Genomic DNA, 25,386 nt, shown 5'->3' with positions numbered 1-25,386 from the left:
CCGCCAACAAGGTTCTAAACACCACCGAAACTGCCCGCCAGGGTGCCGATGATCAGGGCCCAGCCATCCACCAGCACGAACAGCATGATCTTGAACGGCAGGGAAATGATCAGTGGCGACAGCATCATCATGCCCATGGCCATCAGCACACTGGCGACCACCAGGTCGATGATCAGGAACGGAATGAAGATCATGAAGCCGATCTGGAACGCGGTCTTCAGCTCCGAGGTGACGAAGGCCGGCACCAGGATCGTCAGCGGCGCCTGGTCCGGCGTCGCGATATCAGTGCGCTTGGACAGGCGCATGAACAGCTCCAGGTCGCTGCTGCGGGTTTGGGCCAGCATGAAATCCTTGATCGGCACCTGGGCCTTGGCCACCGCGTCCTGGGCGCTGAGCTTCTCCGCCAGGTACGGCTGCAGGGCATCCTGGTTCACCCGGTCGAACACCGGAGCCATGATGAACATCGTCAGGAACAGCGCCATGCCGGTGAGGATCTGGTTCGACGGCGTCTGCTGCAGGCCCAGGGCCTGACGCAGGATCGAGAACACGATGATGATCCGGGTAAAGCTGGTCATCAGCATGACGAACGCCGGAATGAAGCTCAGCGCGGTCATGATCAACAGGATCTGCAGGCTGACCGAGTATTCCTGCTGGCCGTCGGCATTGGTGCCGAGGGTGATCGCCGGGATCGACAACGGGTCGGCCGCCAGCGCCAGCGGCGCCGCCAGCATCAGGGCCAACATCAAGATGAGGCGCAACGGCATTACTTCTTATCCTTCTGATCCTTGCCCAGCAGCTCCATCAGGCGCTGGGCAAACTCCGGAGTCGCCTGCTCGGTGCTCGGCACCTGCACCGGCTCCTTGAGCACATGCAACGCTGTGATGGCGCCCGGCGTCAGGCCGAGCAGAATCTGTTCGTTGCCGACCTGCACCAGCACCAGCCGGTCCCGCGGGCCAAGCGCCCGCGAGCCGATCAGCTCGATGACCTGGCCCTTACCGGCCGGTCCGGCCTGCTGCACCCGGCGCAACAGCCAGGCAAGGAAGAAGATCAGCCCCACCACCAGCAACAGGCCCAGCACCAGCTGGGTCAGCTGCCCGGCCACGCCGCTGCTGCCAACCGCTGGCGCGGCGGTACCGGCCACCGGCTCGGCGGCCAGGGCCCAGAGCGGCCAGGCCAGGAACAGCGCGAGTGCCTTTCTCACTTAGCGCAGCTTCTTGATGCGTTCGCTCGGGCTGATCACGTCGGTCAGGCGGATGCCGAACTTCTCGTTGACCACCACCACTTCGCCATGGGCGATCAGCGTACCGTTGACCAGCACGTCCAGCGGCTCGCCGGCCAGGCGATCGAGTTCGATCACCGACCCCTGGTTGAGCTGCAGCAGGTTGCGGATGTTGATGTCGGTGCTGCCGACCTCCATGGAGATCGATACCGGGATATCCAGGATCACGTCCAGGTTCGGACCGTCGAGGGTCACCGGCTCGTTGTTCTTCGGCACGCTGCCGAACTCTTCCATCGGCAGGCGATTGGACGCCGGCGCGCTGGCCGCATCGGCCGCCAGCAAGGCATCGATATCGTCTTGCCCGGCGTCGCCGGTTTCCTGCAGGGCAGCCGCCCACTCATCAGCCAGGGCCTGGTCTTCTGCGGAAGTCATTTCGTGTTCGTCAGCCATGTTGTCCTCGGCGGGCAAAAAATCATTAACAAAGCGAATTCATAACAACGCCGCTCAACGGCGCTCGATCGGCTCGATCACTTGCAGGGCCAGGTTGCCCTTGTGCGAACCGAGCTTGACCTTGAACGCCGGTACGCCGTTGGCGCGCATGATCATGTCTTCAGGCAGCTCCACCGGGATCACATCCCCTGGCTGCATGTGCAGGATGTCGCGCAGGCGCAACTGCCGGCGGGCCACCGTGGCGCTCAAAGGCACATCCACGTCCAGCACGTCTTCGCGCAGGGCCTTGCTCCAGCGCTCGTCCTGGTCGTCCAGGTCCGACTGGAAACCGGCGTCGAGCATTTCCCGCACCGGCTCGATCATCGAGTACGGCATGGTCACGTGCAGGTCGCCGCCACCGCCGTCGAGCTCGATGTGGAAGGTCGAGACCACGATCGCTTCGCTCGGGCCGACGATGTTGGCCATGGCCGGGTTCACTTCGGAGTTGATGTACTCGAAGTTGACTTCCATGATCGCCTGCCAGGCTTCCTTCAGGTCGACGAAAGCCTGCTCCAGCACCATGCGCACCACGCGCAATTCGGTCGGGGTGAATTCACGGCCTTCGATCTTGGCGTGACGACCGTCGCCGCCGAAGAAGTTGTCCACCAGCTTGAACACCAGCTTGGCGTCGAGGATGAACAGCGCGGTACCGCGCAGCGGCTTGATCTTCACTAGGTTGAGGCTGGTCGGCACGTACAGCGAGTGCACGTATTCGCCGAACTTCATCACCTGCACGCCGCCCACCGCCACGTCCGCCGAACGGCGCAGCATGTTGAACATGCTGATACGGGTGTAGCGGGCAAAACGCTCGTTGATCATCTCCAGGGTCGGCATGCGTCCGCGGACGATGCGATCCTGGCTGGTCAGGTCGTAGCTTTTGACGCTGCCGGGCTCGGCGGCGTGTTCGGTCTGTACCAGACCGTCATCGACGCCATGCAGCAGCGCGTCGATCTCATCCTGGGACAGCAGGTCCTGCACGGCCATGTCGTGTTCCTACTGCAGTACGAAGTTAGTAAAGAGCAACTGCTCGACCACCACTTTGCCGACCTCTTTCTGGGCCACTTCCTGCACGCTGGCGGTGGCCTTCTGACGCAGCATTTCCTGACCGACCGGAGTCGCCAGGGTGTCGAAGCTCTGGCCGGAGAAGAGCATGACCAGGTTGTTGCGGATCACCGGCATATGCACTTTCAGCGCGTCCAGATCGGCCTGGTTGCGCGCCAGCAGGGTGATGCTCACCTGCATGTAGCGCTGGCGGCCGTTCTGCGTGTAGTTGGCCACGAAGGCTGGCGCCATGGGCTCATAGATGGCCGCCGGCTTGACGCTGTTGGCCGCCTCGGTCGTCTCGGCAGGCTTGCTCTGGGCACTGCTGTGCATGAAGTACCAGGTCGCCCCGACGGACAAACCGATCGCCAGCAACAAGGCCAGAACAATCAAGAGGATAAGCTTGAGTTTGCCTTTCCCGGCGGGGGTTTTCTCTGCTGCTTCGCTCTTCGCCATGCCAATAATCCGTCACTAATCGAGTTTTCACAGTCGCACGGCAAGGCAAGAGCAAGTGTTATGCCAGATTTGTCTGAACCAGGGTGAACTGAAGGGATAGGGGAAGCACAAAGCAAAAGATCGCCAGCCGCGGAGTCACACGGCTGGCGATCTTCTGTTCAATGACGCCCGAAGCGGGTCAGGCGTAATAGTCGACGGCGCTGGTGCCGATGACCGTGCTGGTGTTGGCGGCGACTTCGGCGACGCTCGGCGGCAACTCTTCATCCACGCCATCCAGGCGCCCACCGCTGGCGCTGGTGCCGTTGCTGCGATGCTGCCCCTGCTGGGCCTGCTCCTGGCCACCCTGCCAGTTGCGCGACTGGTCGGAGACGTTGACGTCCACCTGCCCCATGCCTTGCTGGTGGAACATGTCGCGCAGGCGATGCATCTGCCCTTCGAGGGCCTCGCGCACGCCGACATGGGCACTCATGAAGGTCACCTGGGTCTGCTGGTCCGGCACCATGTTCACGCGAATGTCCAGGCGCCCCAGTTCGGCCGGCTGCAACTGGATCTCGGCCGACTTCAGATTGACGCTGGACAGGTACATGACCCGGTTGACCACTTCTTCGGTCCAGCCGCTCTGATGCATGGCCAGCGGCTGGTTCACCGGGACGGCATTGGCGGTCTTGGGCGTGGCCGCCTGGGTCAGGGCCGCCAGGCGGTTGGCGAAATCGTCGACGCGGGTGTCGCTGGCAGCGCTCTTGAGGTCCTTGAGACCGTCATCGAGCAGGCCGCTGAAGGCCTTTTCGCCGCCCTGCTCGGTGCTGTCCTTGTCCACCTGCAGGTCCAGCATAGTGGCCATGCCGCTGGCGAAGGTCTGCGCCGAAGTCGGCCCATCATCAGCCACCACGGTCGGCGCCGCCTTGCTCTGCGCCTGGCTGGAAGCCGAGACATGGCCGCTCTGCTCCATGGCCAGGCGTACCACCGGCAGCGCATCCAGCGGATCGGCTTCAGGGTCGAATTCCGGATCGACCGGCACTGGCGTCGCGGTGCTGGCCACCACCGCTATAGCCGGCTGCGTTTGCGGCTGCACTGGCGGCTGTGCCGGAACCGGCGCGGCCGCCACTTCCGGCTCGGGCGCCGGCAACGGCACCGGCTGGGTCGCCTGCATCAGCGCCGGATCGAGGGTCGGGTCGACCGGTGTGCTCTCGGCCAGCGGCTGATCGCTGCTCGCGGCCTGGTCATTGGCGACTTTTTCGTCACTGGCAACAGCCTTGTCGGCAGGCAAGGTTTTGCCGCTATCGGCAACCGCAGGCTCGGCGGCGGCAGCCTTGCCCTTGCCCGGATCCACCTTGGCAGCGGTTTCGCCCCCCTTGTCGCGAGCCGGCTTGCTCGGGCCGTCGGCAGCCGCTACCGGCTTGCCGAGTGCCTCCTTGGCGAACACCCGGGCAAAGCTTGCGCCTTTGTCCCCGGGCTCGGCGGCGCTGGCCTGGGGGGTGGCGGAAGCCGCTTGAGTCTTGGCCTGGGAGGCGGCCTGAAGAAGCATGTTCGGGGTAAGGGGCATGAAAACGGTCTCCGCTGCACTGGGATCGTAGGTACAGTTGGGAAACTTGATTGCAAAGGTCGAGCCAGCTTTGCTGGCTCACGGGGAAAAGCCTGGATTGCAGCGGTTTTTCAGCAGTGAAAACGCTGGCGTTCCTGCTCGCACAGCTGGCGGACAATGGCGAATTCGCCATCGATCTCGCCGACCAGCTGCTCGATACCGCGCAACGACGAGCCCTGGGCACGCTGCTCCAACTGATGACAAAGCTCGGCCAGGCGAATCGCCCCCATATTGCTGCTGCTGCCCTTGAAGCTATGGGCAGTGGCGACAAGTTGACGGGGGTCGTCGACTTTGTGCAACTGGCGCAAACGCTCTTCGGAGTCACAGAGGAAGGTGTCGAGCAACAACGGATACTCATCCTCCATGACTTCCTGCAATGCGTTCAGCACCTCGTGATCCAGATGAATCTCAGACACTTGCTCACTCCTTGATCAAGAATCGGCGAATTATGCCAGAGGCTCCCAAGAAAACTCCACGCAGGCACTACGACCATCGTCAGACCAGCTGGCACGCCGGCTGAGCTGACGGATCAGGCTGACACCGCGCCCGGAAAGGCGGTCGCCATCGATGGGCCGCGCCATCACCCGCCCGACATCGAAACCGCTGCCACTGTCCTCGACCCGGATCAGCAAACGACCGCCAGCCCCTTGAGGCTCCACTTGCAGGTGCACCCGCACAAACCCCTCCTGCAAGGCTTCGAGGCGTACCGCGCGCTCCCGGTAATAGCGGGAAAACCCCTGGGCATCGCGCTTGAGGCTCGAGTCCAGGCCCAATACGCCATGCTCCAGGGCATTGGAATACAACTCGGCCAGCACACTGTAGAGCGCCCCACTCTGCGCCCGCAGGCCATGTACTTCCAGCAGCAGCTGCAACAGGTAAGGCAAAGGGTTGAAACGTTTGAGGGTCGCGGCGCGATACTCGAAACTCACCGACCAGTCCAGCGGGCAGGACTGACCGCTGTCGGAGTACACCAACGCCGGCGGCGTCAGCTTCCGCGCCTCAAGCAGGCTGACCTCGACCATGCTCACATCGTCCCGCGCATCCCCGCCAAACTCGCTCAGGGCCCGCTGGATCTCCTCGAACAACAGGTCCGGCTCGCGGTTGGCGGCAAACACCCGCTGCAGGCGCTCGACACCGAACAGTTGCTCGTTGGCGTCGCAGGTGTCGATCACCCCATCGGACAACAGGAAAACCCGGTCGCCCAGGGCCATGGGAAAGACTTCGGTGCGGTCGTCGAATGCCTCGGCGCCCAGCACCCCCAGCGGCAAATGGTGCGCCACCAGCGGCACCCGCTCCCCGCTTGCCAGGCGATGCAGGTAGCCATCCGGCATGCCGCCGTTCCACACCTCCACCGCCCGCCGCTGGAAGCTCAGGCACAGCAGCGTCGCACAACAGAACATGCCGACCGGCAGGATGCGCTTGAGCTTGGCATTCATCTCGCGCAGGGTTTCGGGCAGCCCGTAACCCTTGGCCGTCATGCCGTAAAACACCTCGGCCAGGGGCATCGCGCCCACCGCCGCCGGCAAGCCGTGGCCAGTGAAATCCCCCAACAGCACATGCATGTCGCCCGTCGGGGTAAAGGCAGCCAGCAGCAAATCGCCGTTGAACAGCGCGTACGGCGACTGCAGGTAGCGGATATTCGGCGCATTCAGGCATCCGGAATGCGCCACCTTGTCGAACACCGCCTTGGCCACCCGCTGCTCGTTGAGCAGGTAGTCATGGTGCTGGGTGATCTGGTCGCGCTGCTGCAGCACGGTTTCCTGCAGGCGCCGCAAGCGATCCATGGCCTTGATCTTGGCGGCCAGGATCACCGGGCTGTAGGGTTTTGCCAGAAAATCGTCGCCACCGGCTTCCAGGCAGCGCGCCAACGCCTCGCTCTGGGTGAGCGAGGTCAGGAAAATGATCGGCACCAGCGCTTCGCCAGCCAGATGCTTGATCTGCCGGGCCGCCTCGAAACCGTCCATCACCGGCATCATCGCGTCCATCAACACCAGGTGCGGGCGCTGCTGGATGAACAGCTCCACCGCCTCGGCGCCATTACTCGCCGTCAGCACTTTGTGCCCCTGGCGCCGGACGATGCTCGACAGCAACATGCGGTCGCTGGTGCCGTCCTCAGCGATCAGCACGCACAGAGGTGCCTCACTCGACTGCATGTCGATCAACTGATGTCGAACAGCTTGTCGAAATTGGAAATGGCGAGAATCTTGCGCACGTCCGAGTTGCTGTTGATCACTCGCACGTCGGAATCGTCGCCGCCGGCGTGATCGCGCAGCAACAGGAGCATGCCCAGGGCGGAACTGTCGAGGTAGGTGGCGTCTTTCAGGTCCACCACTATGGAGTCGGGCCTTGTGTTGAGGTGCTCGTAGGACTCGCGAAACTCTTGATGACGGCCGAAATCGAAACGCCCCTTGATCGAAATCGTCAGTTTGTGCCCGTCCGGTGAAACTTCAGTAACGACTGACATGATTCGCTTCCTTGTGATTGGCAATCTGTACAAGGTTTAGCACCCCGTACAAGCCTGGGCAACCCGAACCGCCGAAGCGTCGCTGACGAGCGCCTGGCGGCGACGAATGGGGTGGCGCTCAGTACGGATCCTGGCGCGGCAGGCGCTGGGACAGCTCGTCGAGCAGCTTCTGCTCGCGCTTGTCTTCCAGTTGGCGGGCTTCATCGATGTAGCGTTGCACCAGCTTGCGCAAACCCTCGACCCGGGCATAGGCCTGCTGCCAGGTTTCCCGGGCGCGGTTGAGGTTGTTCTGGTGCCAGGCCAGGCTTTGCCGCTGCTGGCCCACGGCGGTTTCCAGCTGATTGAGGAAGTGCTGGTAGTTCATCAGCCACTGGCCGGAAACCCCAGCACTGCCCCGCTCGATCCACTGTTGCTGGTATTCGGCACGAAAGCGTTCCAGGTCCCCCAGCTTGCTTTCCGCCAGGCGCACCTGGCCCTGGAAATGCCCCAGGCGCTGGGCGGCGGTGCGCTCGGCGCTTTCGGCCATGTCGACCACCGGCGCCAGACGCGCGGCACGGCTGTTGGCCATGACGGATTAACCGCCCGGCGCCGGAGCGAACACCATCTCCAGATGGGCTTCGCTTTCACCCAGGCTGATGCTGTCGTTGAGCCCCTGGCGCAGGTAGGCAACCATCGACGGCTGCAGCGAGATGGCGGCGTCGGTTTCGCGATCGCCGCCCGGTACGTAAGCGCCGACGCTGATCAGGTCGCGCGCCTGTTGGTAACGCGACCACAGCTGCTTGAAATACTGGGCGCGAGTCATGTGATCCGGGGTCACCACCGCCGGCATGACCCGGCTGATGGACGCCTCGATATCGATCGCCGGGTAATGCCCCTCCTCCGCCAGGCGCCGCGACAGCACGATGTGCCCGTCGAGCACACCACGCGCCGAGTCGGCGATCGGGTCCTGCTGGTCGTCGCCTTCGGACAACACGGTATAGAACGCGGTGATCGAGCCGCCACCGGCCTCGGCGTTGCCCGCGCGCTCCACCAGCTTCGGCAGCTTGGCGAAGACCGACGGCGGATAGCCCTTGGTCGCGGGCGGCTCGCCGATGGCCAGGGCGATTTCCCGCTGGGCCTGGGCGAAACGGGTCAGGGAATCCATCAGCAACAGGACGTTCTTGCCCTTGTCGCGAAAATATTCGGCGATACGCGTGCAGTACATGGCCGCGCGCAGGCGCATCAGCGGCGCATCGTCCGCCGGCGACGCCACCACCACGGAGCGCTTGAGCCCCTCTTCACCGAGGATGTGCTCGATGAACTCCTTGACCTCACGGCCGCGCTCACCGATCAGCCCGACCACGATGATGTCGGCCTCGGTAAAGCGGGTCATCATGCCCAGCAGCACACTCTTGCCCACGCCGGTACCGGCGAACAGGCCGAGACGCTGGCCGCGGCCCACCGTCAATAATCCGTTGATGCAGCGAATGCCCACGTCCAACGGCCGGCTGATGGGGTCGCGCTTGAGCGGGTTGATGGTCGGACCGTCCATCGGCACCCAGTCCTCGGCCTTCATCCCGCCCTTGCCGTCCAGCGCACGGCCAGCACCGTCGAGGACCCGCCCGAGCATGCTCATACCCATCGGCAGGCGGCCAGTGTCGGCCAGCGGCACGACCCGGGCGCCGGGCGCGATGCCGGCGACGCTGCCGACCGGCATCAGGAATACCTTGCTGCCGGAGAAGCCCATCACCTCGGCCTCGACCTGCACCGGGTGATAGCTGTCGTCGTTGATCACCATGCAGCGCGTGCCCATGGCCGCCCGCAGGCCTTCGGCCTCCAGGGTCAGGCCGACCATGCGCAGCAGGCGGCCTTCGAGAATCGGCTGGTTCGGCAGTTCGGTGGCTTCGGCGTAGCTGCTCAGGCGCTTGCCGAAGCTGGTGCGGTCAAGGCGCATCGGCGGGGTCCTGCGCGGCGTCGACAGGGTCGACATCCGCGGCGGGCTTGCCAGTGGCGGCCCCCAGCTCGACGCTCAGGTCCGGTTCGGCGGGATGCAAAGCCTGCTCATGAAGCTGGTCGGACAGCTTGTCCATGATCTTGGCGATCCGGGTTTCCATGGTCGCGTCGATCCGGCTGTGCTCGGTCTCGACCCGGCAGCCGCCCGGCAACATGGCTTCGTCCTCGACGATGCGCCAGCTTTCCTCATGGCGCTCGCGCAGGCTTTTGACCTGGGTGAAGTCCTGCGGATTGATGTACAGGCGCACATTGCCCACACCCAGCGGCAGCAACTTGAGGGCTTCGCGCATGACATGCTCGATCTGGCTGGAGTCGATGGCCAGCTCGCGCTGGATCACCTGGCGCGTCATGTGCTGCACCAGGTTGACCAGGGCTTTTTCAATCTGTGTGTCCTGCTCGGCGATGGGCTCGAACAGATTGCCCATCAGCGTTTCCAGCGCCTCCAGCTTGGCGCTCAGGGCCACTTCGGCTTCCTGGCGGACCTTCAGCGTGGTGCTGTGGAAACCTTCCTTTTCGCCCGTGGCGAAGCCTTCGTTATAGGCTTCCTGGCGAATGCTCTCGAGTTCTTCGAGGGTCAGTGGCTGGACTTCTTCCAGCGGCACTTCCTCGATCTGCGCCGGCGGCTCTTCCACCGGTTCCGGCTCGGGCTCGGGGACATGGGGGTCGAAACTGGGCAGCGCCCAGACGTCGAAACCACCGACGTCCCGAGCGCGAATCAGGTCGCTGTGGGATTCATCACTGCTGGACGACATAACGCGACCTTAGATCATTTCTTCGCCGCCCTTCCCGCCGAGAACGATTTCTCCGGCTTCGGCCATACGGCGGGCAATGGTGAGGATTTCCTTCTGCGCGGTTTCCACATCGCTGACGCGCACCGGGCCCTTGGCCTCGAGATCGTCGCGCAGCAGTTCGGCAGCCCGCTTGGACATGTTCTTGAAGATCTTTTCCTTGACGCCTTCGTCCGACCCCTTGAGGGCCAGGACCAGCACGTCGGAAGACACTTCGCGCAGCAACGCCTGGATGCCGCGGTCGTCGACATCGGCGAGGTTGTTGAACACGAACATGAGGTCTTCGATCTGGCCGGACAGGTCTTCGTCGACTTCGCGGATCGAGTCCATCAACTGGCCTTCGATCGAGCTGTCGAGGAAGTTCATGATGTCGGCGGCGCGCTTGATACCACCCAGGGTGGTACGCGAGGCGTTGGAGTTACCAGCGAACTGCTTCTCGAGAATCTGGTTGAGTTCTTTCAGGGCGGCCGGCTGCACGGTATTGAGCGAGGAAACCCGCAGGATGATGTCCAGGCGCGCCTTGTGGTCGAAGTTGCCAAGCACTTCGCCCGCCTGGTCCGGATCGAGGTACGCCACCACGATCGCCTGGATCTGCGGGTGCTCGTAACGGATCACGTCCGCCACGGCGCGCGGTTCCATCCACTTCAGGCTGTCCAGGCCGCTGGTGTTGCCGCCCAGCAGGATGCGGTCGATCAGGCCGTTGGCCTTGTCCTCGCCCAGGGCCTGGGTGAGCATCTTGCGCACATAGTCGTCGGAGCCCACGCCAAGGCTGGTCTGGTCGCCGACGATGTCGACGAACTCGCTCATCACCTGCTCGACCTGCTCGCGATGCACGTTACCCATCTGCGCCATGGCCACGCCCACGCGCTGGACCTCTTTGGGGCCCATGTGGCGCAGCACCTGCGCGGCGTCGGTGGAACCCAGGGACAGCAGCAGGATCGCGGCCTTGTCGACCCGGGTCAGTTTGGCGGTAGCGGCTCGGTTATCACTCATCTGCGTTAATCCACTCTTTCACGACCTGGGCCACTCGACCCGGGTCTTCTGCCACCAGACTCTTGATTGCGTTCAACTGTGCGTCATAGCCTTCGCTCGGGCTAGGCAGCAGGATGCTTTGCGGGCCGCCGAGGCTGACGCGATCGTTGGCCAGCTCGCCATCCAGGCCGCCCATGCCGCCGAGTTCGACATCGCTGCCGAGCCCCGCCAGTTGCTTGCCCTTGCCGCCACCGGTGATGTTGTTGAGCACCGGGCGCAGCACGCCGAACACCAGGACCAGGATAAACAGCACGCCCAGGACCTGCTTCACGATGTCCCAGAACCAGGGCTGCGAGTAGAACGGAATGTCGGCGATCACCTCGCCGCGATCGGCCGAGAACGGCACGTTGATCACACTGACGCTGTCGCCACGGCTGGCGTCGAAGCCCACGGCGTCCTGCACCAGACGGGTGAAGCGCGCCAATTCGTCGGCGCTCCACGGCGCACGGCTGGTTTCGCCGTTGGCCGGATTGACCTTGACCTGATCGTCCACCACCACCGCCACCGACAGCCGGTTCAGACGACCCTGCTGTTGCTTGGTGTGGCTGATGGAGCGATCCAGCTCGAAGTTCTTGGTGGATTGTTGACGCTTGTCGTTCGGGTACGGCGCCAGCATCGGCTGGCCGGTGGCCGGGTCCATGATCTGCTGGCCGTTGGCGTCCAGCAGCGGCTGGCCTGGCTGCACCATGCCGGCGGCAGCGGTGGCGCCACCGGTGGTCTGCGGCGCGCTGGCCGGCGATGGCGGCTGGTTGCTCAGGGCGCCAGGAACGCCTTGCGGGCCCAGGCTGCTGGAGCGTTGTTCGTTGACCGACTGCTCGCTGCGCAAGGCCGGCTGGTCCGGGTTGAACTGTTCGGAGGTCGACTCGACGGCGCTGAAGTCCACATCGGCGGACACTTCAGCCTTGTAGCGGTCGTTGCCGAGGATCGGCTGCAGGATGTTGTGCACCCGCTGGGTCAGCATGCTTTCCATGCGGCGGCTGTAGTCGAATTGCTTGCCGGCCATGGTCAGTTCGGAGTTTTCCGCCTGGTCGGAGAGCAGGTTGCCCTTCTGGTCGACCACGGTGATCTGCGACTTGCTCAACTCGGGAACGCTGGTCGCCACCAGATTGACGATGGCCACCACCTGGCCCGGCTCCAGCGAACGACCGGAATACAGCTCGACCAGTACCGAAGCGCTGGGCTTGCGCTCGTCGCGCACGAACACCGAGCTTTTCGGAATCGCCAGGTGCACGCGCGCGCCCTTGACGTTGTTCAGGCTGGAGATGGTCCGCGCCAGCTCGCCTTCCAGGCCGCGACGGTAACGGGTCGCCTCCATGAACTGGCTGGTGCCCAGGCCCTGCTCTTTATCGAGAATCTCGAAACCGATATTGCCGTCGCCCGGGGCCACGCCGGCAGCCGCCAGCTTGAGGCGCGCGCGCGACAGGTCGTCGGCCTTGACCAGCAAGGCACCGGAGTTGGGCTCGACGGTGTAGGGAATGTCGGCGGAGGCCAGGGTGTCCATGACCTGCTTGGCGTCCATGCCGGCAAGGCTGCCGTACAGCGGACGGTAATCGGGTTGCTGGGACCACAACACCACGGCAAAACCAATCGCCACGCTGGCAGCCAGACCGACCATGAGGCCAACCTGACGCAACATGGTCATCTCGGAGAGGTTTTCCAGAAAGGACAACCCGAACAGCGGCGGCTTGCCTTCTGTCGGAGTGGCCTTGGCCGGTACGTTATCGGCGACTGCTTCTGCCATGACTCAATCTCGTCCTTAAACCGGCATCTGCATGATGTCTTGGTACGCCTGAACCAGCTTGTTGCGCACCTGGGTCAACGCCTGGAAGGACACACTGGCCTTCTGCGAGGAAATCATCACGTCGGTCAGGTCGACACCGCTCTTGCCGATCTCGAAGGCACTGGCCAGCTGGCTGGACGCCTGCTGAGTGTCGTTGACCTTGTTCACCGCCTGCCCAAGCATGTCGGAAAAACTGCTGCCGCTCACCTGCGGCACCGCGGCCGATTTTGGCTGGGCCATGGCGTCCATTTGCATGGCTCGCATGTCCAACATCAACCGATTAAATTCAATACCTTGGCTCATGGTCTACTCTCTCCGACGACCCGCAATTTTTTGACACTCACGCAGCGGTTAGTGAGGTGTTAGCAACAAGGGTGCCAGCTCCGCGCAGACACCGAACAAAAGCCTGCATGGCTGCATGCCTTAAACGACTCATGTTGCAAACAGATACGCCTCGACATCCATTCCGGCATCGCGCATTTGCGCCAACTTGTAGCGCAAGGTTCGCGGGCTGATACCCAGGCGCTCAGCCGCCTCCTTGCGTCGGCCGCGCTCGGTGCGCAAGGTGTCGATGATCATCTGGAACTCCCGACGCCGCAGATCGTCGCCCAAGGCCCCTGCCGACTCGGCTGGCGGCACCTCGGCCTCCACCGGCGCACTGCGCACCGTCGTCACCGCGGCGGGTGCCATGGCCGGCAGCGGCGCACAAGCCAGCGGTCCGCCCAGGCAGAAATCTTCCGGCTGGATCAGGCCGCCCTGCTGCAGGATCAGTGCGCGCTGGATGGCGTTGTCCAGTTCGCGCACGTTGCCCGGCCATGGATAACCGAGCAGGCACGCCTGCGCTTCGGCCGACAGCCGCGCGGCAGCGTGTTTCATTTTATTGACGTGCTTGGCCAGCAGGCGCTCGGCCAGCGGCAGGATATCGGCGGTACGCTCGCGCAGCGGGCGCCACGCCAGCGGGAATACCGACAGCCGATAGTAAAGGTCTTCCCGGAACCGCCCCGCGGCCACTTCGCCGGCCAGGTCGCGGTTGGTGGTCGCCACCACCCGGATATCCAGGGCGATGGGCTTGCGCGCCCCGACCCGCTCGACTTCGCGCTCCTGCAGCACCCGCAGCAGCTTGGCCTGCAGGGCCAGGGGCATTTCGGAAATCTCGTCCAGCAGCAGGGTGCCGCCATCGGCCTGTTCGAACTTGCCGGGCTGGGCGGCGATGGCGCCGGTAAAGGCACCCTTCTCGTGACCGAACAGCGTGGCTTCGAGCATGTTGTCCGGAATCGCCGCGCAGTTGATGGCGATAAAGGGCTGGCTGGAGCGATGGGACTGCTGGTGAATGTAGCGCGCCAACACCTCTTTGCCGGTGCCGGACTCGCCCGAGATCAACACGGTGGAATCGCTGCGAGCGACCCGCGCCGCCAGTTCGAGCAGTTGAGCGCTGGCCGGCTCGAATGCCACCGGCCCTTCGCCCTCGGCAGCCCCAAGGCAACCCAGGGCATGTCGCGCCACCAGGTCCAGCAGGGCCTTGGGCTCGAAGGGCTTGACCAGGTAGTCGGCGGCGCCTTGACGCATGGCCTCGACCGCACGCTCGACCGCGCCATGGGCGGTCATCAGCAATACCGGCAATTGCGGCTGGCGCGCACGCAGCAGGCCCAGCAACTGATGACCGTCCATGCCTGGCATGTTGACGTCGCTGACCACCAGGCTGAACGACTCGCCAGACACCGCCTCCAGCGCTTCCTCCGCACTGCCGACCGCCTTGTAGTCATGACCGGCCAACAGCAGCGTATCCGCCAGGGCTTCGCGCAGGGCGCGATCGTCTTCAACCAGTAGAACCTTGATTGCCATTACCTTCACTCCACTCCTTGAGCGCCGCAGAACAGTGGCAGAACCACCAGCGCACATGTACCGCGCCCAGGACGCGAGCGCAGCAGCAATTCTCCCTGGTGGGCACGCGCCACCGCCTTGACGACTGTCAGCCCCAGACCGGTTCCCGTGGTCTTGGTGGTGAAAAACGGCTCACCCAAACGCGCCAGCACTGCGGCGTCGATACCGCTGCCGCTATCGCTGACGCATAACCGCAAGCTGTTGCCACGGGTATAAAAATGGACTTTCAGGCGCACCTGGCCGGCACTGGCCTGGATGGCGTTCTCGATCAGATTGAGCACCGCCCCCACCAGCGTGTCGCGACTGCACAGCAACTCGCCCGCATGGCTGTCGCACTGCCAGCGCACGGGCACGTCCTGCACATGGGTCAGGGCCGCCGCCTGCAGCGACTGCAACAACGCCTTGGGTGTCACGCGATCGGTCAGCGGCAACTCGCCCCGGGCAAACACCAGCATGTCGCGGACCTGATGTTCCAACTCATGCAAGCGCTCCTTCAGCCGCCCGGCAAAGCGCTGCTGGGTGGCGACAGGCAGTTCCTGCTCGGTCAGGTGACTGGCATACAGCAGCGCGGCGGACAATGGCGTACGAATCTGATGCGCCAGGGACGCCACCATGCGCCCCAGGGACGACAGGCGCTCATGGCGGGCCAGTTGATCTTGCAGGTGACGGGTTTCAGTCAGGTCGTTGAGCAGCACCAATTGGCCCGGCTCGGCATCCAGCGAACGGGTGGAGATCGACAGCCGCCGCCCATCCTTCAACGAAATCTCATGGCCGTCGTCTTCCCGTGGCGCGAAGCAACGGGCGATGACATGCCGCCAGAGCTCGCCCTCGAGAGGCAGGCCCAGCAGGTCGCAGGCGGCAGGGTTGGCTTCGCGGACAATGCCCTGGGCGTCGATGACGATGACGCCGCCAGGCAACAGATCGAGGAGGTTTTGCAGACGGTTGGCCAGACGCTCTTTTTCCGCCAGCTCCTGCATGCGCTGGGCGCTGACCACGGCCAGTTCGCCCTTGAGCTCGGTCACCCGAGCCTCAAGCAGGCTGTAGGAGTCGGTAAGCTGGCTCGACATCTGGTTGAACAAGGCGAACGCCTGCTCAAGGCCAAGCCGGCTTGCCTGCTCTACGGACGACGTTTGCCCCTGGCTTTCAGGAACAGGAGACATCTGGGCGGCTTGGGGCATCGTGCTCTCTCGCGTGGCTGACCGTCAGTTAAACGGAACGTTGAGAGAGACTTAGCAATACCCGTGCCGGAAAAAAACTGCCCGGTTTTCAACAGGTTAAAAAACAGGCGTCAATCATCCGCCTGTTCATCACCCTCGCGACGGCTCATGCCGTACTTGCGCATTTTTTCCACCAGCGTGGTGCGGCGGATACGCAGACGCTCCGCAGCCCGCGCGACAATGCCATTGGCATCGTCGAGCGCCTGCTGGATCAGGCCCTGCTCCAGACCACCGAGGTAGTCCTTCAGGTCCAGGCCTTCCGGCGGCAGCATGGCGGTGGCGGCGAAGTCCGGCGTATGGCCATTGATCGCCACCCGCTCTTCCAGATCACTGCGCAGACTGTCCACCAACTGCTCGTCTTCGTCATCGACATAGCGGAATTTCTTCGGCAACTCGACCACACCGATCACACCGTAGGGATGCATGATCGCCATGCGCTCCACCAGGTTAGCCAGCTCGCGGACGTTGCCCGGCCAGCCATGGCGGCAGAGCGACATGATCGCCGCGGAGTTGAAGCGGATCGAACCGCGCTTCTCATGCTCCATGCGCGAGATCAGCTCGTTCATCAGCAGCGGAATGTCTTCCACCCGCTCACGCAGCGGTGCCATCTCGATCGGGAACACGTTCAGGCGGTAGTACAGGTCTTCGCGGAAACTGCCGACCTCGATCATGCTCTCAAGGTTCTTGTGAGTCGCGGCGATGATCCGCACATCGACACTCTGGGTCTTGTTACTGCCCACGCGCTCGAAGGTACGCTCCTGCAGCACGCGCAACAGCTTGACCTGCATAGGCAGCGGCATATCGCCGATTTCGTCGAGGAACAGGGTGCCGCCGTTGGCCAGCTCGAAACGCCCGGCACGGCTGGTGATGGCTCCGGTGAAGGCGCCCTTCTCATGGCCGAACAGTTCGCTCTCCAGCAACTCGGCCGGAATCGCACCACAGTTGACGGGCACAAACGGCGCTTCGCGACGCTTGGAGTGATAGTGCAGGTTACGCGCCACCACTTCCTTGCCAGTCCCGGACTCGCCGAGGATCAGCACGCTGGCATCGGTATCGGCCACTTGCTGCATCATCTGCCGGACATGCTGGATCGCCCGGCTGGTGCCGACCAGACTGCGAAAGAGGTTGGGTTCGCGATGGCGACCGCGCTCGCGGGCCTGATCGTACATCTCACGATAGACCTGGGCGCGGTGCAGGGAATCGAGCAACTTGCTGTAGCTGGGTGGCATTTCCAGGGTGGAAAGCACTCGGCGACGCTGGTCTTCCGGCAAGTCAATGGAAGAATTATCGCCCATTAACAAAACTGGAAGGAACTCATCCCAGGTTGAGAGTGTCTTTAACAGGCCCAAAAGCGCACCAGGAGCATTTACAGTCCCGATGAGGACACAGATTACTTCACGACTGGATGACAATGAGCCGACAGCCTGCTGCCAGTCATGGCTACCGCAGGGTAAATTTTCTTCGCCAAGAAAATTTAAAATCACCGCCAGGTCGCGGCGGCGGACGCTATCGTCATCAATCAGCAGAATTTTGGTTTCACGCCACATGCAATAGCAACTTCCCTAGTCAACTCAATGCCCGGAATCAGGGCAAGCTAGACGCTTGTAGGCATTTTGAGCCTGATAGACGTCTGAAATCTGAAAACAGCCACTAGTTAAGTCAAAAAAGCGTGCACAGTCAAATTTATGGCGCACTGGATTCGGATTAACTTAGGGGTTAATTAACCGAACAGATGGTAAACCTTTGCCGCGTTCTGTGCTTGATGGATCTGCGACATCTCGTCGACTATCGCCTGACGCTCCCCTGTCGTCACTTCAAGAAGCTGCCGATAAACCCCCAACAGCTCCTGCAAGTTCTCGCGCAACGCGGCTTCATCTTCCGGAGCTTCACTCAAGATGTCTTCCATGCAGGAACGGCAGGCCAGATCCAACTGACCGATCGCTTCCCAGTTACGCTCGGCCAGGGCGGCGACCAGTGCTTCACGGGTTTCTTCGATGCGCTGCAATACAAGACTCATGGTGATCTCCTTAGAACTGCGGACCCGGCGCAGCGATGGCGTCCCAGCCTTCCTTGACGGTGCGCAGCAGATCAGCGACCTCGTCGAGAATCTTTGGATCGGTCTTGATGTTCGCCTCGGTGAGGCGCGTCATCATGTAGGTGTACAAGCCATCCAGATCGCCCAGGGTGTCGGGTGAATTTTCCAGATCGAGCCCTTCACGCAAGCCGCCGATAATGCCGATGGCCTTGCTGATGAACACACCCTTGTTGGGAATATCCTTGCGTTCCATCGCCCCCTTGGCCTGGGCGATACGATCCAGGCCGCCTTCCATCAGCATCTGCACCAGACGATGGGGGCTGGCCTCGGAAGTCTGCGCCTGGGCACCAATCTTCTGGTATTGCCGAAGGGCTAACATCGGATTCATGTTCTACCTCATCAAAACTCAAGGGTTCGTATAACCAGCGTATCGACCTGGCGTCAAAAAACTTTAGATCAAAAGCCAAAAGCCCGGAACGCTACAAACGTTGCCGGGCTTTTGGCGCCTGGTATCAATCAGCCTTTCTGTTGCGCAGTCAACGCCTCGAACATCGAGGTAATGTTGCTGGCGGTGGCTTTCAACTTGCCCACCAGGGTGTCCATGTCGTTGTACTTCTTGGTCAGTACTGCCGTCAGGGTTTCAATACGGCGGTCCAGGGCCTCCTGATCCAAGGTCAGCTTGGCCTTGGTCTTGTTCAGCTCAGTCGTACGCTGATCGAGAACACCGCCGGTCTGGGCAAAAGGCTTGATGGCATTGTCCATGCGCTCCAACAGGCCCTTTTCGCCGGTGAACAGGGCCTGCACCTCGCCACCGAGCTTTTTGTCGTTCATCGCCGCGGTGAACTTGGTGGTGTCGAAGTCCAGGGCACCGGTCTTCTGGTTGGTGGTAATCCCCAACTGCGCCAGGACGGTCAGCTTGTCGCCAGATCCCACTTCAGACAGCGGCGCACGCATGGCCGCCAGGATCGAGCGCGGCAACGAGTCACCCGTCAACTGGGCCGGAATGGTCGGCTTGCCATCGTCATCCAGGGATGGCTTGGTCAGCGCGCTAACGCTGTTGGCCACCGCATTGTAGGCATCGACGAACTTCTGGATCGAAGCCTTCAAGCCATCGGTGTTGGCCGCGACGGTAATAGTCGAGGTGCCTGGAGCGACCAGGTTGAAGGTCAGCCCGGAAACCGCCTTGTCCACCGAGTTGCTCTTGCTGGTCAGCTCCATGCCATCGACGGTGAAGCTAGCATCCACTGCCAGCGCACCAATGGAACCGGCAGAGGTCGCGGTCATCGGCGAACCAGAAGCACCAACGACAGTGCTGCCGTCAATTTCCAGACCGGCAATGCCACTGAGAGAAATATCGGAGCCTGCACCGGTAGTAGTCGAGCCCACAACCAGGCGCGAGCCAAAGGAGTCGGTCACGATGTTCGCGCTGATACCCGCGCCCTTGAGCGATGCGTCGGCGTTGATCGAGTCACGTACCGACTGCAAGGTAGCACCGGCTTTTATATCGAGATTGTAGTCAGTGCCATTTTGACTGATTTTCAGGGTACCAGTCGGAATAGCACTTGTAGTACCGCCAGCGAAGGCAGCACTGGTGACTTTCGAGGAAGTCGCGAGATTCTTGACATTGACAACATAGTTGCCATTGACCGCGGTATTGCCAGCAACCGCCGTTACATACTTGCTTTCGGAAGTAGTGGCGGCATAGCCGGGAAATTGCGGATTGGTCTTGCTACTGAGCTCGGTAATGGTGGTCCGAAAGGTCGACAACAAGGACTTCAAGGTGCCGATGCCGGAGATGCTTGCGGTGTTGTTCGCAGTTCCCCGGTCGATCTGACCTTGCTTGGGTGCTTTATCAGCATTCACCAAGGCTTTGACGATAGCACCGGTATCGAGGCCGGAGCCTAGACCGGTACCCGGTAGAATTGGACTTGCCATGGAGATCTCCCTTCAGTGTGTCGCCGGTCTTTTGACCATTACAACGCCCAAAAGAACATAGCAACAAATTTCATGCCAGCTGTCAGACTTTAGCGCTGAACAACAGGCTGCTCGCATCATTCAAACTATTGGCCAACTTCAGGACTTCTTCGTTGGGGATCTGACGGATCACCTCACCGGAGTCACTGGCAATGACCTTGACGACGACCTTGCCAGAAGGCTCGTCGATCGAGAATTCCAGGTTACGCTTGACCGATTGCACAAACTTTTCAATTTCCTGAATGGCCATTTTCAGTTTGTCCCGCTCGGTTTGCCCGCCCTTACTCTCTTCCTTGACAGTCGGCAGCGCCACAACGTCCGCTTGAGGCTTCTCCACAGGCTTGTCAGCAACAGATGCTGCCGGCTTGGCCGCTGGATAAGACAAGTTCAGCTTCACGCTCATATCCATGTCCATCACCTCTTAAAGTAAAAAGCGAGAGAGCACGACCAGCGCACTCCCCCGCCAAAGCTTAGCCAGCTATTACTGAAGCAGTTTCAGTACAGCGGACGGCAGTTGGTTGGCCTGGGCCAGAACTGCGGTGGAAGCTTGTTGCAGAGTTTGCTGCTTGGTCATCTGCGCAGTTTCAGCAGCGAAGTCGGTATCTTGTACGCGACCCAGTGCAGCACTGGCGTTTTCGTTGATGTTCTGCAGGTTGGAGATGGTGCTGGTCAGACGGTTTTGTGCAGCACCCAGGTCAGCACGGCTGGCGTTGATGGTCGACAGAGCCTTGTCGATTGCATCGATCGAAGCCTTGGAGCTGGCTTCAGCAGTGGCGCTGCTGTTACCGGTAATGGCGATGGCGCCGGAGTTGACAGCCAGGGTAGTAGCGTCGAAGCCGGTGGCCAGGGCGATGGTGATCTGGTTGGTAGCACCAGTGTTGGAACCGACCTGGAAGGTCATGGTGCCAGCGGAACCATCGATCAGGTTCTTGCCGTTCAGGTTGGTCGACTGGGCGATACGAGTCAGCTCGTCCGACATCGAAGCGAATTCTTTGTTCAGTGCAACACGGTCAGCGGTGCCGTTCGAGTCGTTTCGTGCTTGAACAGCCAGTTCACGCATACGTTGCAGGATGTTGGTGGATTCCTGCAGAGCGCCTTCAGCGGTCTGAGCGATGGAGATACCGTCGTTGGCGTTTTTGATCGCCATGGTCTGACCGCGGATCTGCGAAGTCATACGGGTAGCGATTTGCAGGCCGGCGGCGTCGTCTTTTGCACTGTTGATTTTCAGGCCGGAAGACAGGCGAGTCATCGAAGTCGACAGAGCGTCGGAAGCGCGGTTCAGGTTCTTCTGAACGTTCAACGATGTGACGTTAGTGTTTACTGTTAAAGCCATGACGAATTCCTCGTTGGTTGGGTACTGCGGCTTCCGGCCCTGGCAACCGCCGGGTATGGCCTAGAGAACCTTCGTAATAGTTATCGTCGGCAATGCAAGTTGCTTTAGGGGATTTTCAAAAAAATTTGCCATCAGCGTGCCACCCCTCGTAAATCAAGGGCTCGGCGTTTTCAAACCGTGGAAAAATGGCGCCAGGAAAATGCCGGAAAAGACCCGGGCGCGGAGATCGCCCGGGCAGGCAGGGAATGTTTCAGCCAGCAGAGAAGGAACGCAGCACTTCAACGCATTCGTATTGCAGGTAGTCGGCCAGGGCCAGCCAGTTTTGCCCTTGCTGACATTCGAACATCAGGCCAAGCAATGTCTCCCAGTCCTGGCGCTGCTCTGGCGGCGCGGTATCGATCAGCGGCTGGATCGCCCCCATCAACTGGACCATGGTCACGGCCGTCTCGACATCGTGCCCCAGGCGAAAGTCCTCGGCGCATTGCTGCAAGCGGACGATCAGCCCTTCGATCGCGCTCATTGGCTGAACTCCGGATGGTAGGTCGTCCCGGCAATCATCGCCCCGTCCCGACTGCTGTTATAGAAGCGCACCCGCGGATGACCGGCGATAAAACGCTCCAGCTCGCACAGGTAACTGCGGAAATTGAGTTGGGTCCTGACCCGCTGGCCATGCCCGTCCAGCACCCAGTGCCGGGCCGCGCCCAGCTGCGGCCCCAGCTCACCGTCGAGCCAGCCGGCATGCGTCTTGTTCATCGGGAAGGCAAAGTCGGCACCGAACAAGGTGACCTGCTCGGCGCCCATTTTTACCGCCAGGTCCACCGCGGGATGGATCACGCTGCCGCCGACATACAACTGCGCCTTGGGCAATTGCCCGCGCATCCGCGTGTAAATCGGGCTGGCGGAATACCCCACGTAACGCGGTCCCTGCCAGAGCGCCAGAATCTGCGGATCGACCATCGGCAGATAGACCAGGGTGATGGCTGCCGATTTTTCTGGTGGCAGGTGCAGGCTGGAAATCCGGTGATCGATGCTGACCACGATATCCGGCTCGATCCCCTGTTTGAGCAACGGCCGGTAGGCGGTATCGACACAGATAAACAGAGGCCGCCGGGCCTGGGCGCGAATCTCGCGCAAGCGTTCGAAATGCCGCTCCAGGCTCGGCCCGGTGGCAATCACAAAGATCTCGCGCCCCGGCTGGCTACCGAACAGCTGCGCCACGTCACTGTCGCTGGCCACCAGCTCGGCACTCGCTTGCAGGCGTTGGGCGACCTCCGGGGAATCGGCCACGAAGTCGCGGTTATTGAAGGCCAGGTGCACCTCACTGACCAGGCGATCGCGGATCTTGGCGTTGTAGTCATCCGCCAGCACCAGCTCGGAGGGCAAGGCGAAGAATGGCAGCTGGATTTCCGTCAGATCGCCGGCATAACTCAGTTCCACTCGAGGATCGTTCAACCAGGCCTGCTGATCGAGCAATTGCAGCACCAGCGCAAACACCGCGCCGTTCAGGATGTGCACCTGCAAGCGTTGCAATGCCGGGTTTTCCAGCAGTATCTGCTGCAAGTCGCCCAAGCCGGTACCGTACAGATGGATCACCGGGCTGTCGGCCGGCAGGCTCGCCGCCTGGGTTCGTGCTTCCGCCGTGCGATCGTGGCGGCTGGTGAGCTGAATGCCGGAAATACTCAAGGTCGAACCCAGGCCTTCGACCAGATCCGCCTGCAACGCAGCACTGTCCTCCGCCAGCAACCGCTCGAGCAGTCGCGGCCAGCGAGCCTGTATTGCCTGGGCATTGCCCTCGAAGCTTTCGCTCATGCTGTCTCGCCTATCTTCATGCAAAAAAAATAGCGCTCAGGGTACACCCTGGGCGCTATTTTTGGATGCCGCGGGATCAACTCATGGGCGATAGATAATCGCCGAGCCCCAGGACAGCCCCACACCAAAACCACTCAGGGCCACACGTTGCCACTTCGACTCGAGCACGTGCTTTTCCAGCAGCAGCGGAATGCTCGACGATACGGTATTACCGGTCTCGACCATGTCCTTGATGAACTTCTCCGGCTCGCCTTCGAAACGGCGCGCCACGGCATCGACGATCGCCGCACTGCCCTGGTGGATACAGAACGCATCGATCTGCTCTGCCTTCAGGCCGGACTCATCCAGCAGCTCATTCAAATGCGCCGGGACTTTCAGCAGGGCAAAGTTGAACACCTGGCGGCCATTCATGAAAAACACGCCATCGGTGACTTTCAGGTGCGGAGCGCCGGAACCGTCGGTACCGAATTTGGCCTTGCCCAGCTGCCAGGGAGCGTCTTCGCCCATCCAGGTAGCAGTCGCCGCATCGCCGAACAGCATGGTGGTGTTGCGGTCTTGCGGATCGACGATCTTCGAGTAAGGGTCGGCGGTGACCAGCAGGCCGTTCTTCAGGCCCGCGGCTTCCATGAAGCCCTTGAGCGCGTAGATGCCATAGACATAACCGGAGCAGCCCAGGGAAATATCGAAGGCCGCGACGTGGGTCGGCAGGCCCAGCTTGTCCTGGACGATGGCGGCGGTGTGCGGCAAGCCTTCTTCGTCGCCGTTCTGGGTGACGACGATCAGCGCGTCGATCGACTCGCGCGACAGTTGCGGGTTGTTGGCGAACAGCGCATTGACTGCTTCGACACACAGGTCCGAGGTTTCCTGCGTGGCGTCTTTGCGCGGCAGGAAGGCCGAACCGATCTTGCCCAGGATGAACTCTTCATCCTTCTCGAATTTTGCACCTTGTGCGTAATTGTCTACGCCGGCTACAGGCACGTAGCTCGCAATGCTCTTTATGCCAATCATTACGGCTTCCCAATAATAAACAGCTGAATACCCCGACCACCGGACCGGGGCTGCCGACAAACAGACATCCTGGCGCCCCTGACAGGCGACAGCGGGAAGAATAAAAGGCTATCACTGCGCCGTTTACCGGCCAGGCGCCATCTCCCCGGTCAATACAATACAGTGAAGATGCGCGTTATGACTCGCAGGTCACGCTATTTTGCCGAATCAGCCATACAAACGGCTATTCGACAAATGCCCAATCCAGTGCGGTCCCGCGCTTGAGGGCCTGGCGCGCGCAACGCCCGAGGACCGCGTCGATGTGCTTGGGGGCCAGCCCCAGGCCCGGACGAATGGCCCTGACGTTATCGCGGCTGAACACCTCCCCCGCCGCCATATCGCGGGTGACATAGAGGGAACGGCGGTACAACACCGACTGCCGCTCGGCCTCGGTCGCGCCGTAACGCACCTGGCCCAGGGCCTGCCAGGCACGTTCGGTTTCCACCACCAGGCTGTGCAGCTCCGCCGGTTCCAGGGAAAAACTCGCATCCACCCCGCCGGCGGCGCGGTCGAGGGTGAAGTGTTTCTCCACCACAGTGGCGCCCAGCGCCACGGCGGCCACGGAAACCCCGACGCCCATGGAGTGGTCGGACAAACCGACCTCGCAGCCGAACAGCTCGCGCAGATGGGGAATGGTCAGGATATTGCTGTTTTCCGGCGAAGCCGGGTAGGTGCTGGTGCACTTGAGCAGCACCAGATCCTTGCAGCCGGCCTCCCGGGCGGCGCGCACGCTTTCGTCCAGCTCGGCGATGCTGGCCATGCCGGTGGAGATGATCAGCGGCTTGCCGGTGGCCGCCACCCGACGGATCAGCGGCAGGTCAGTGTTTTCGAAACTGGCGATCTTGTAGGCCGGCACGTCGAGGCTTTCGAGAAAGTCCACCGCGCTCTCATCGAACGGCGTGGAGAACGCCAGCATCCCCAGTTCCCTGGCGCGGGCGAAGATCGGCGCGTGCCACTGCCAGGGGGTGTGGGCCTTTTCATACAGGGCATACAGCGAAGAGCCGGCCCAGAGACTGGCCGGATCCTTGATGAAGAACTCGCCATGCTCCAGGTCCAGGGTCATGGTGTCGGCGGTATAGGTCTGCAACTTCAGGGCATGGGCGCCGGCCTTGGCCGCGGCCTCGACTATCTGCAGGGCAACGTCCAGCGACTGGTTATGGTTGCCGCTCATCTCGGCAATGATGAATGGCGGTGAGCCGGCGCCGATCGAGCGCGAGCCGATCTTGAAACTAGTCATTGGGGTTTTC

General features: G+C 62.0%; 27 protein-coding genes. All 27 read right to left on the bottom strand.

The window, feature by feature from the left end; all coding sequences use genetic code 11:
* Positions 1 to 14 precede the first annotated feature (14 nt).
* The 27 genes from fliP to pseI all read right to left on the bottom strand — a co-directional run bounded on the left by fliP (position 15) and on the right by pseI (position 25,376).
* Positions 15 to 764 (bottom strand): flagellar type III secretion system pore protein FliP, encoded by a 750-nt coding sequence (gene fliP / locus BMY68_RS00670; protein WP_085530160.1) that lies wholly within the window; start codon positions 762 to 764, stop codon positions 15 to 17.
* Complete coding sequence (gene fliO, locus BMY68_RS00665) at positions 764 to 1,201, bottom strand: flagellar biosynthetic protein FliO (RefSeq protein ID WP_085530159.1); 438 nt, start codon at positions 1,199 to 1,201, stop codon at positions 764 to 766. The genes fliP and fliO overlap by 1 nt, the downstream gene beginning before the upstream one ends.
* Positions 1,202 to 1,669 carry a flagellar motor switch protein FliN gene (gene fliN / locus BMY68_RS00660; protein WP_009042742.1) on the bottom strand — a complete coding sequence of 156 codons (468 nt, stop codon included), beginning with the start codon at positions 1,667 to 1,669 and terminating at the stop codon, positions 1,202 to 1,204. It abuts the gene before it with no gap.
* Positions 1,670 to 1,723: 54 nt separating this feature from the next.
* Positions 1,724 to 2,692: a flagellar motor switch protein FliM gene (fliM, locus tag BMY68_RS00655; protein ID WP_009042741.1), complete on the bottom strand. Its 969-nt coding sequence runs from the start codon at positions 2,690 to 2,692 to the stop codon at positions 1,724 to 1,726.
* A gap of 9 nt (positions 2,693 to 2,701) precedes the next feature.
* Positions 2,702 to 3,205 (bottom strand): flagellar basal body-associated protein FliL, encoded by a 504-nt coding sequence (gene fliL, locus BMY68_RS00650; protein WP_085530158.1) that lies wholly within the window; start codon positions 3,203 to 3,205, stop codon positions 2,702 to 2,704.
* A gap of 178 nt (positions 3,206 to 3,383) precedes the next feature.
* The gene (locus BMY68_RS00645; RefSeq protein ID WP_085530157.1) at positions 3,384 to 4,748 is read right to left on the bottom strand and encodes a flagellar hook-length control protein FliK; all 1,365 of its coding nucleotides are present in this window, start codon (positions 4,746 to 4,748) and stop codon (positions 3,384 to 3,386) included.
* Between the two features lie 110 nt (positions 4,749 to 4,858).
* Positions 4,859 to 5,203: an Hpt domain-containing protein gene (locus BMY68_RS00640; RefSeq protein ID WP_007922619.1), complete on the bottom strand. Its 345-nt coding sequence runs from the start codon at positions 5,201 to 5,203 to the stop codon at positions 4,859 to 4,861.
* Positions 5,204 to 5,233: 30 nt separating this feature from the next.
* Positions 5,234 to 6,940 (bottom strand): ATP-binding SpoIIE family protein phosphatase, encoded by a 1,707-nt coding sequence (locus tag BMY68_RS00635; protein ID WP_085530503.1) that lies wholly within the window; start codon positions 6,938 to 6,940, stop codon positions 5,234 to 5,236.
* 5 nt (positions 6,941 to 6,945) lie between these two features.
* A complete protein-coding gene (locus BMY68_RS00630) occupies positions 6,946 to 7,251 on the bottom strand; it encodes an STAS domain-containing protein (RefSeq protein ID WP_009042737.1) in 306 nt (101 codons plus the stop codon).
* A 118-nt stretch (positions 7,252 to 7,369) separates the two neighbouring features.
* Positions 7,370 to 7,819: a flagellar export protein FliJ gene (gene fliJ / locus BMY68_RS00625; protein ID WP_007922624.1), complete on the bottom strand. Its 450-nt coding sequence runs from the start codon at positions 7,817 to 7,819 to the stop codon at positions 7,370 to 7,372.
* A gap of 6 nt (positions 7,820 to 7,825) precedes the next feature.
* Positions 7,826 to 9,184 (bottom strand): flagellar protein export ATPase FliI, encoded by a 1,359-nt coding sequence (gene fliI / locus BMY68_RS00620; protein ID WP_009042736.1) that lies wholly within the window; start codon positions 9,182 to 9,184, stop codon positions 7,826 to 7,828.
* The gene (gene fliH, locus BMY68_RS00615; RefSeq protein WP_085530156.1) at positions 9,174 to 9,995 is read right to left on the bottom strand and encodes a flagellar assembly protein FliH; all 822 of its coding nucleotides are present in this window, start codon (positions 9,993 to 9,995) and stop codon (positions 9,174 to 9,176) included. The genes fliI and fliH overlap by 11 nt, the downstream gene beginning before the upstream one ends.
* A 9-nt stretch (positions 9,996 to 10,004) precedes the next feature.
* Entirely contained in the window at positions 10,005 to 11,024 is a 1,020-nt protein-coding gene (gene fliG / locus BMY68_RS00610) for a flagellar motor switch protein FliG (RefSeq protein ID WP_007922630.1), read from the bottom strand.
* Entirely contained in the window at positions 11,017 to 12,804 is a 1,788-nt protein-coding gene (fliF, locus tag BMY68_RS00605) for a flagellar basal-body MS-ring/collar protein FliF (protein ID WP_007922632.1), read from the bottom strand. The genes fliG and fliF overlap by 8 nt, the downstream gene beginning before the upstream one ends.
* Positions 12,805 to 12,819: 15 nt before the next feature.
* Positions 12,820 to 13,146 carry a flagellar hook-basal body complex protein FliE gene (gene fliE, locus BMY68_RS00600; RefSeq protein ID WP_007922633.1) on the bottom strand — a complete coding sequence of 109 codons (327 nt, stop codon included), beginning with the start codon at positions 13,144 to 13,146 and terminating at the stop codon, positions 12,820 to 12,822.
* Between the two features lie 129 nt (positions 13,147 to 13,275).
* Entirely contained in the window at positions 13,276 to 14,685 is a 1,410-nt protein-coding gene (gene fleR, locus BMY68_RS00595; protein WP_085530155.1) for a sigma-54-dependent response regulator transcription factor FleR, read from the bottom strand.
* A 5-nt stretch (positions 14,686 to 14,690) separates the two neighbouring features.
* Positions 14,691 to 15,884 (bottom strand): sensor histidine kinase, encoded by a 1,194-nt coding sequence (locus BMY68_RS00590; RefSeq protein ID WP_175534820.1) that lies wholly within the window; start codon positions 15,882 to 15,884, stop codon positions 14,691 to 14,693.
* Between the two features lie 128 nt (positions 15,885 to 16,012).
* Entirely contained in the window at positions 16,013 to 17,488 is a 1,476-nt protein-coding gene (locus BMY68_RS00585) for a sigma-54 dependent transcriptional regulator (RefSeq protein WP_007922638.1), read from the bottom strand.
* Between the two features lie 173 nt (positions 17,489 to 17,661).
* Complete coding sequence (gene fliT, locus BMY68_RS00580) at positions 17,662 to 17,958, bottom strand: flagellar protein FliT (RefSeq protein ID WP_007922640.1); 297 nt, start codon at positions 17,956 to 17,958, stop codon at positions 17,662 to 17,664.
* Positions 17,959 to 17,968: 10 nt separating this feature from the next.
* Positions 17,969 to 18,364 (bottom strand): flagellar export chaperone FliS, encoded by a 396-nt coding sequence (gene fliS / locus BMY68_RS00575; protein ID WP_023968307.1) that lies wholly within the window; start codon positions 18,362 to 18,364, stop codon positions 17,969 to 17,971.
* A gap of 128 nt (positions 18,365 to 18,492) precedes the next feature.
* Entirely contained in the window at positions 18,493 to 19,911 is a 1,419-nt protein-coding gene (gene fliD, locus BMY68_RS00570; RefSeq protein ID WP_085530153.1) for a flagellar filament capping protein FliD, read from the bottom strand.
* Positions 19,912 to 19,993: 82 nt separating this feature from the next.
* Complete coding sequence (locus BMY68_RS00565) at positions 19,994 to 20,359, bottom strand: flagellar protein FlaG (protein ID WP_009042730.1); 366 nt, start codon at positions 20,357 to 20,359, stop codon at positions 19,994 to 19,996.
* Between the two features lie 72 nt (positions 20,360 to 20,431).
* Positions 20,432 to 21,283, bottom strand: a complete 852-nt coding sequence (locus tag BMY68_RS00560) for a flagellin domain-containing protein (protein WP_009042729.1) — start codon at positions 21,281 to 21,283, stop codon at positions 20,432 to 20,434.
* Between the two features lie 250 nt (positions 21,284 to 21,533).
* Entirely contained in the window at positions 21,534 to 21,803 is a 270-nt protein-coding gene (locus tag BMY68_RS00555) for a hypothetical protein (RefSeq protein WP_085530152.1), read from the bottom strand.
* Positions 21,800 to 23,092 carry a motility associated factor glycosyltransferase family protein gene (locus BMY68_RS00550; protein WP_085530151.1) on the bottom strand — a complete coding sequence of 431 codons (1,293 nt, stop codon included), beginning with the start codon at positions 23,090 to 23,092 and terminating at the stop codon, positions 21,800 to 21,802. Before BMY68_RS00550 ends, BMY68_RS00555 begins: the two co-directional genes overlap by 4 nt.
* Positions 23,093 to 23,173: 81 nt before the next feature.
* Positions 23,174 to 24,100, bottom strand: a complete 927-nt coding sequence (locus BMY68_RS00545) for a ketoacyl-ACP synthase III (protein WP_009042726.1) — start codon at positions 24,098 to 24,100, stop codon at positions 23,174 to 23,176.
* Positions 24,101 to 24,323: 223 nt separating this feature from the next.
* Positions 24,324 to 25,376, bottom strand: coding sequence for a pseudaminic acid synthase (gene pseI, locus BMY68_RS00540; protein ID WP_085530150.1), 1,053 nt, complete (start codon positions 25,374 to 25,376; stop codon positions 24,324 to 24,326).
* Between the last annotated feature and the right edge of the window lie 10 nt (positions 25,377 to 25,386).

The sequence above is a fragment of the Pseudomonas sp. NFACC41-3 genome (assembly GCF_900109505.1).
GTDB lineage: Bacteria > Pseudomonadota > Gammaproteobacteria > Pseudomonadales > Pseudomonadaceae > Aquipseudomonas > Aquipseudomonas chlororaphis.
Note: the sequence above shows the minus strand (reverse complement) of the source record. Positions and strands in the feature narration are given on the sequence as shown.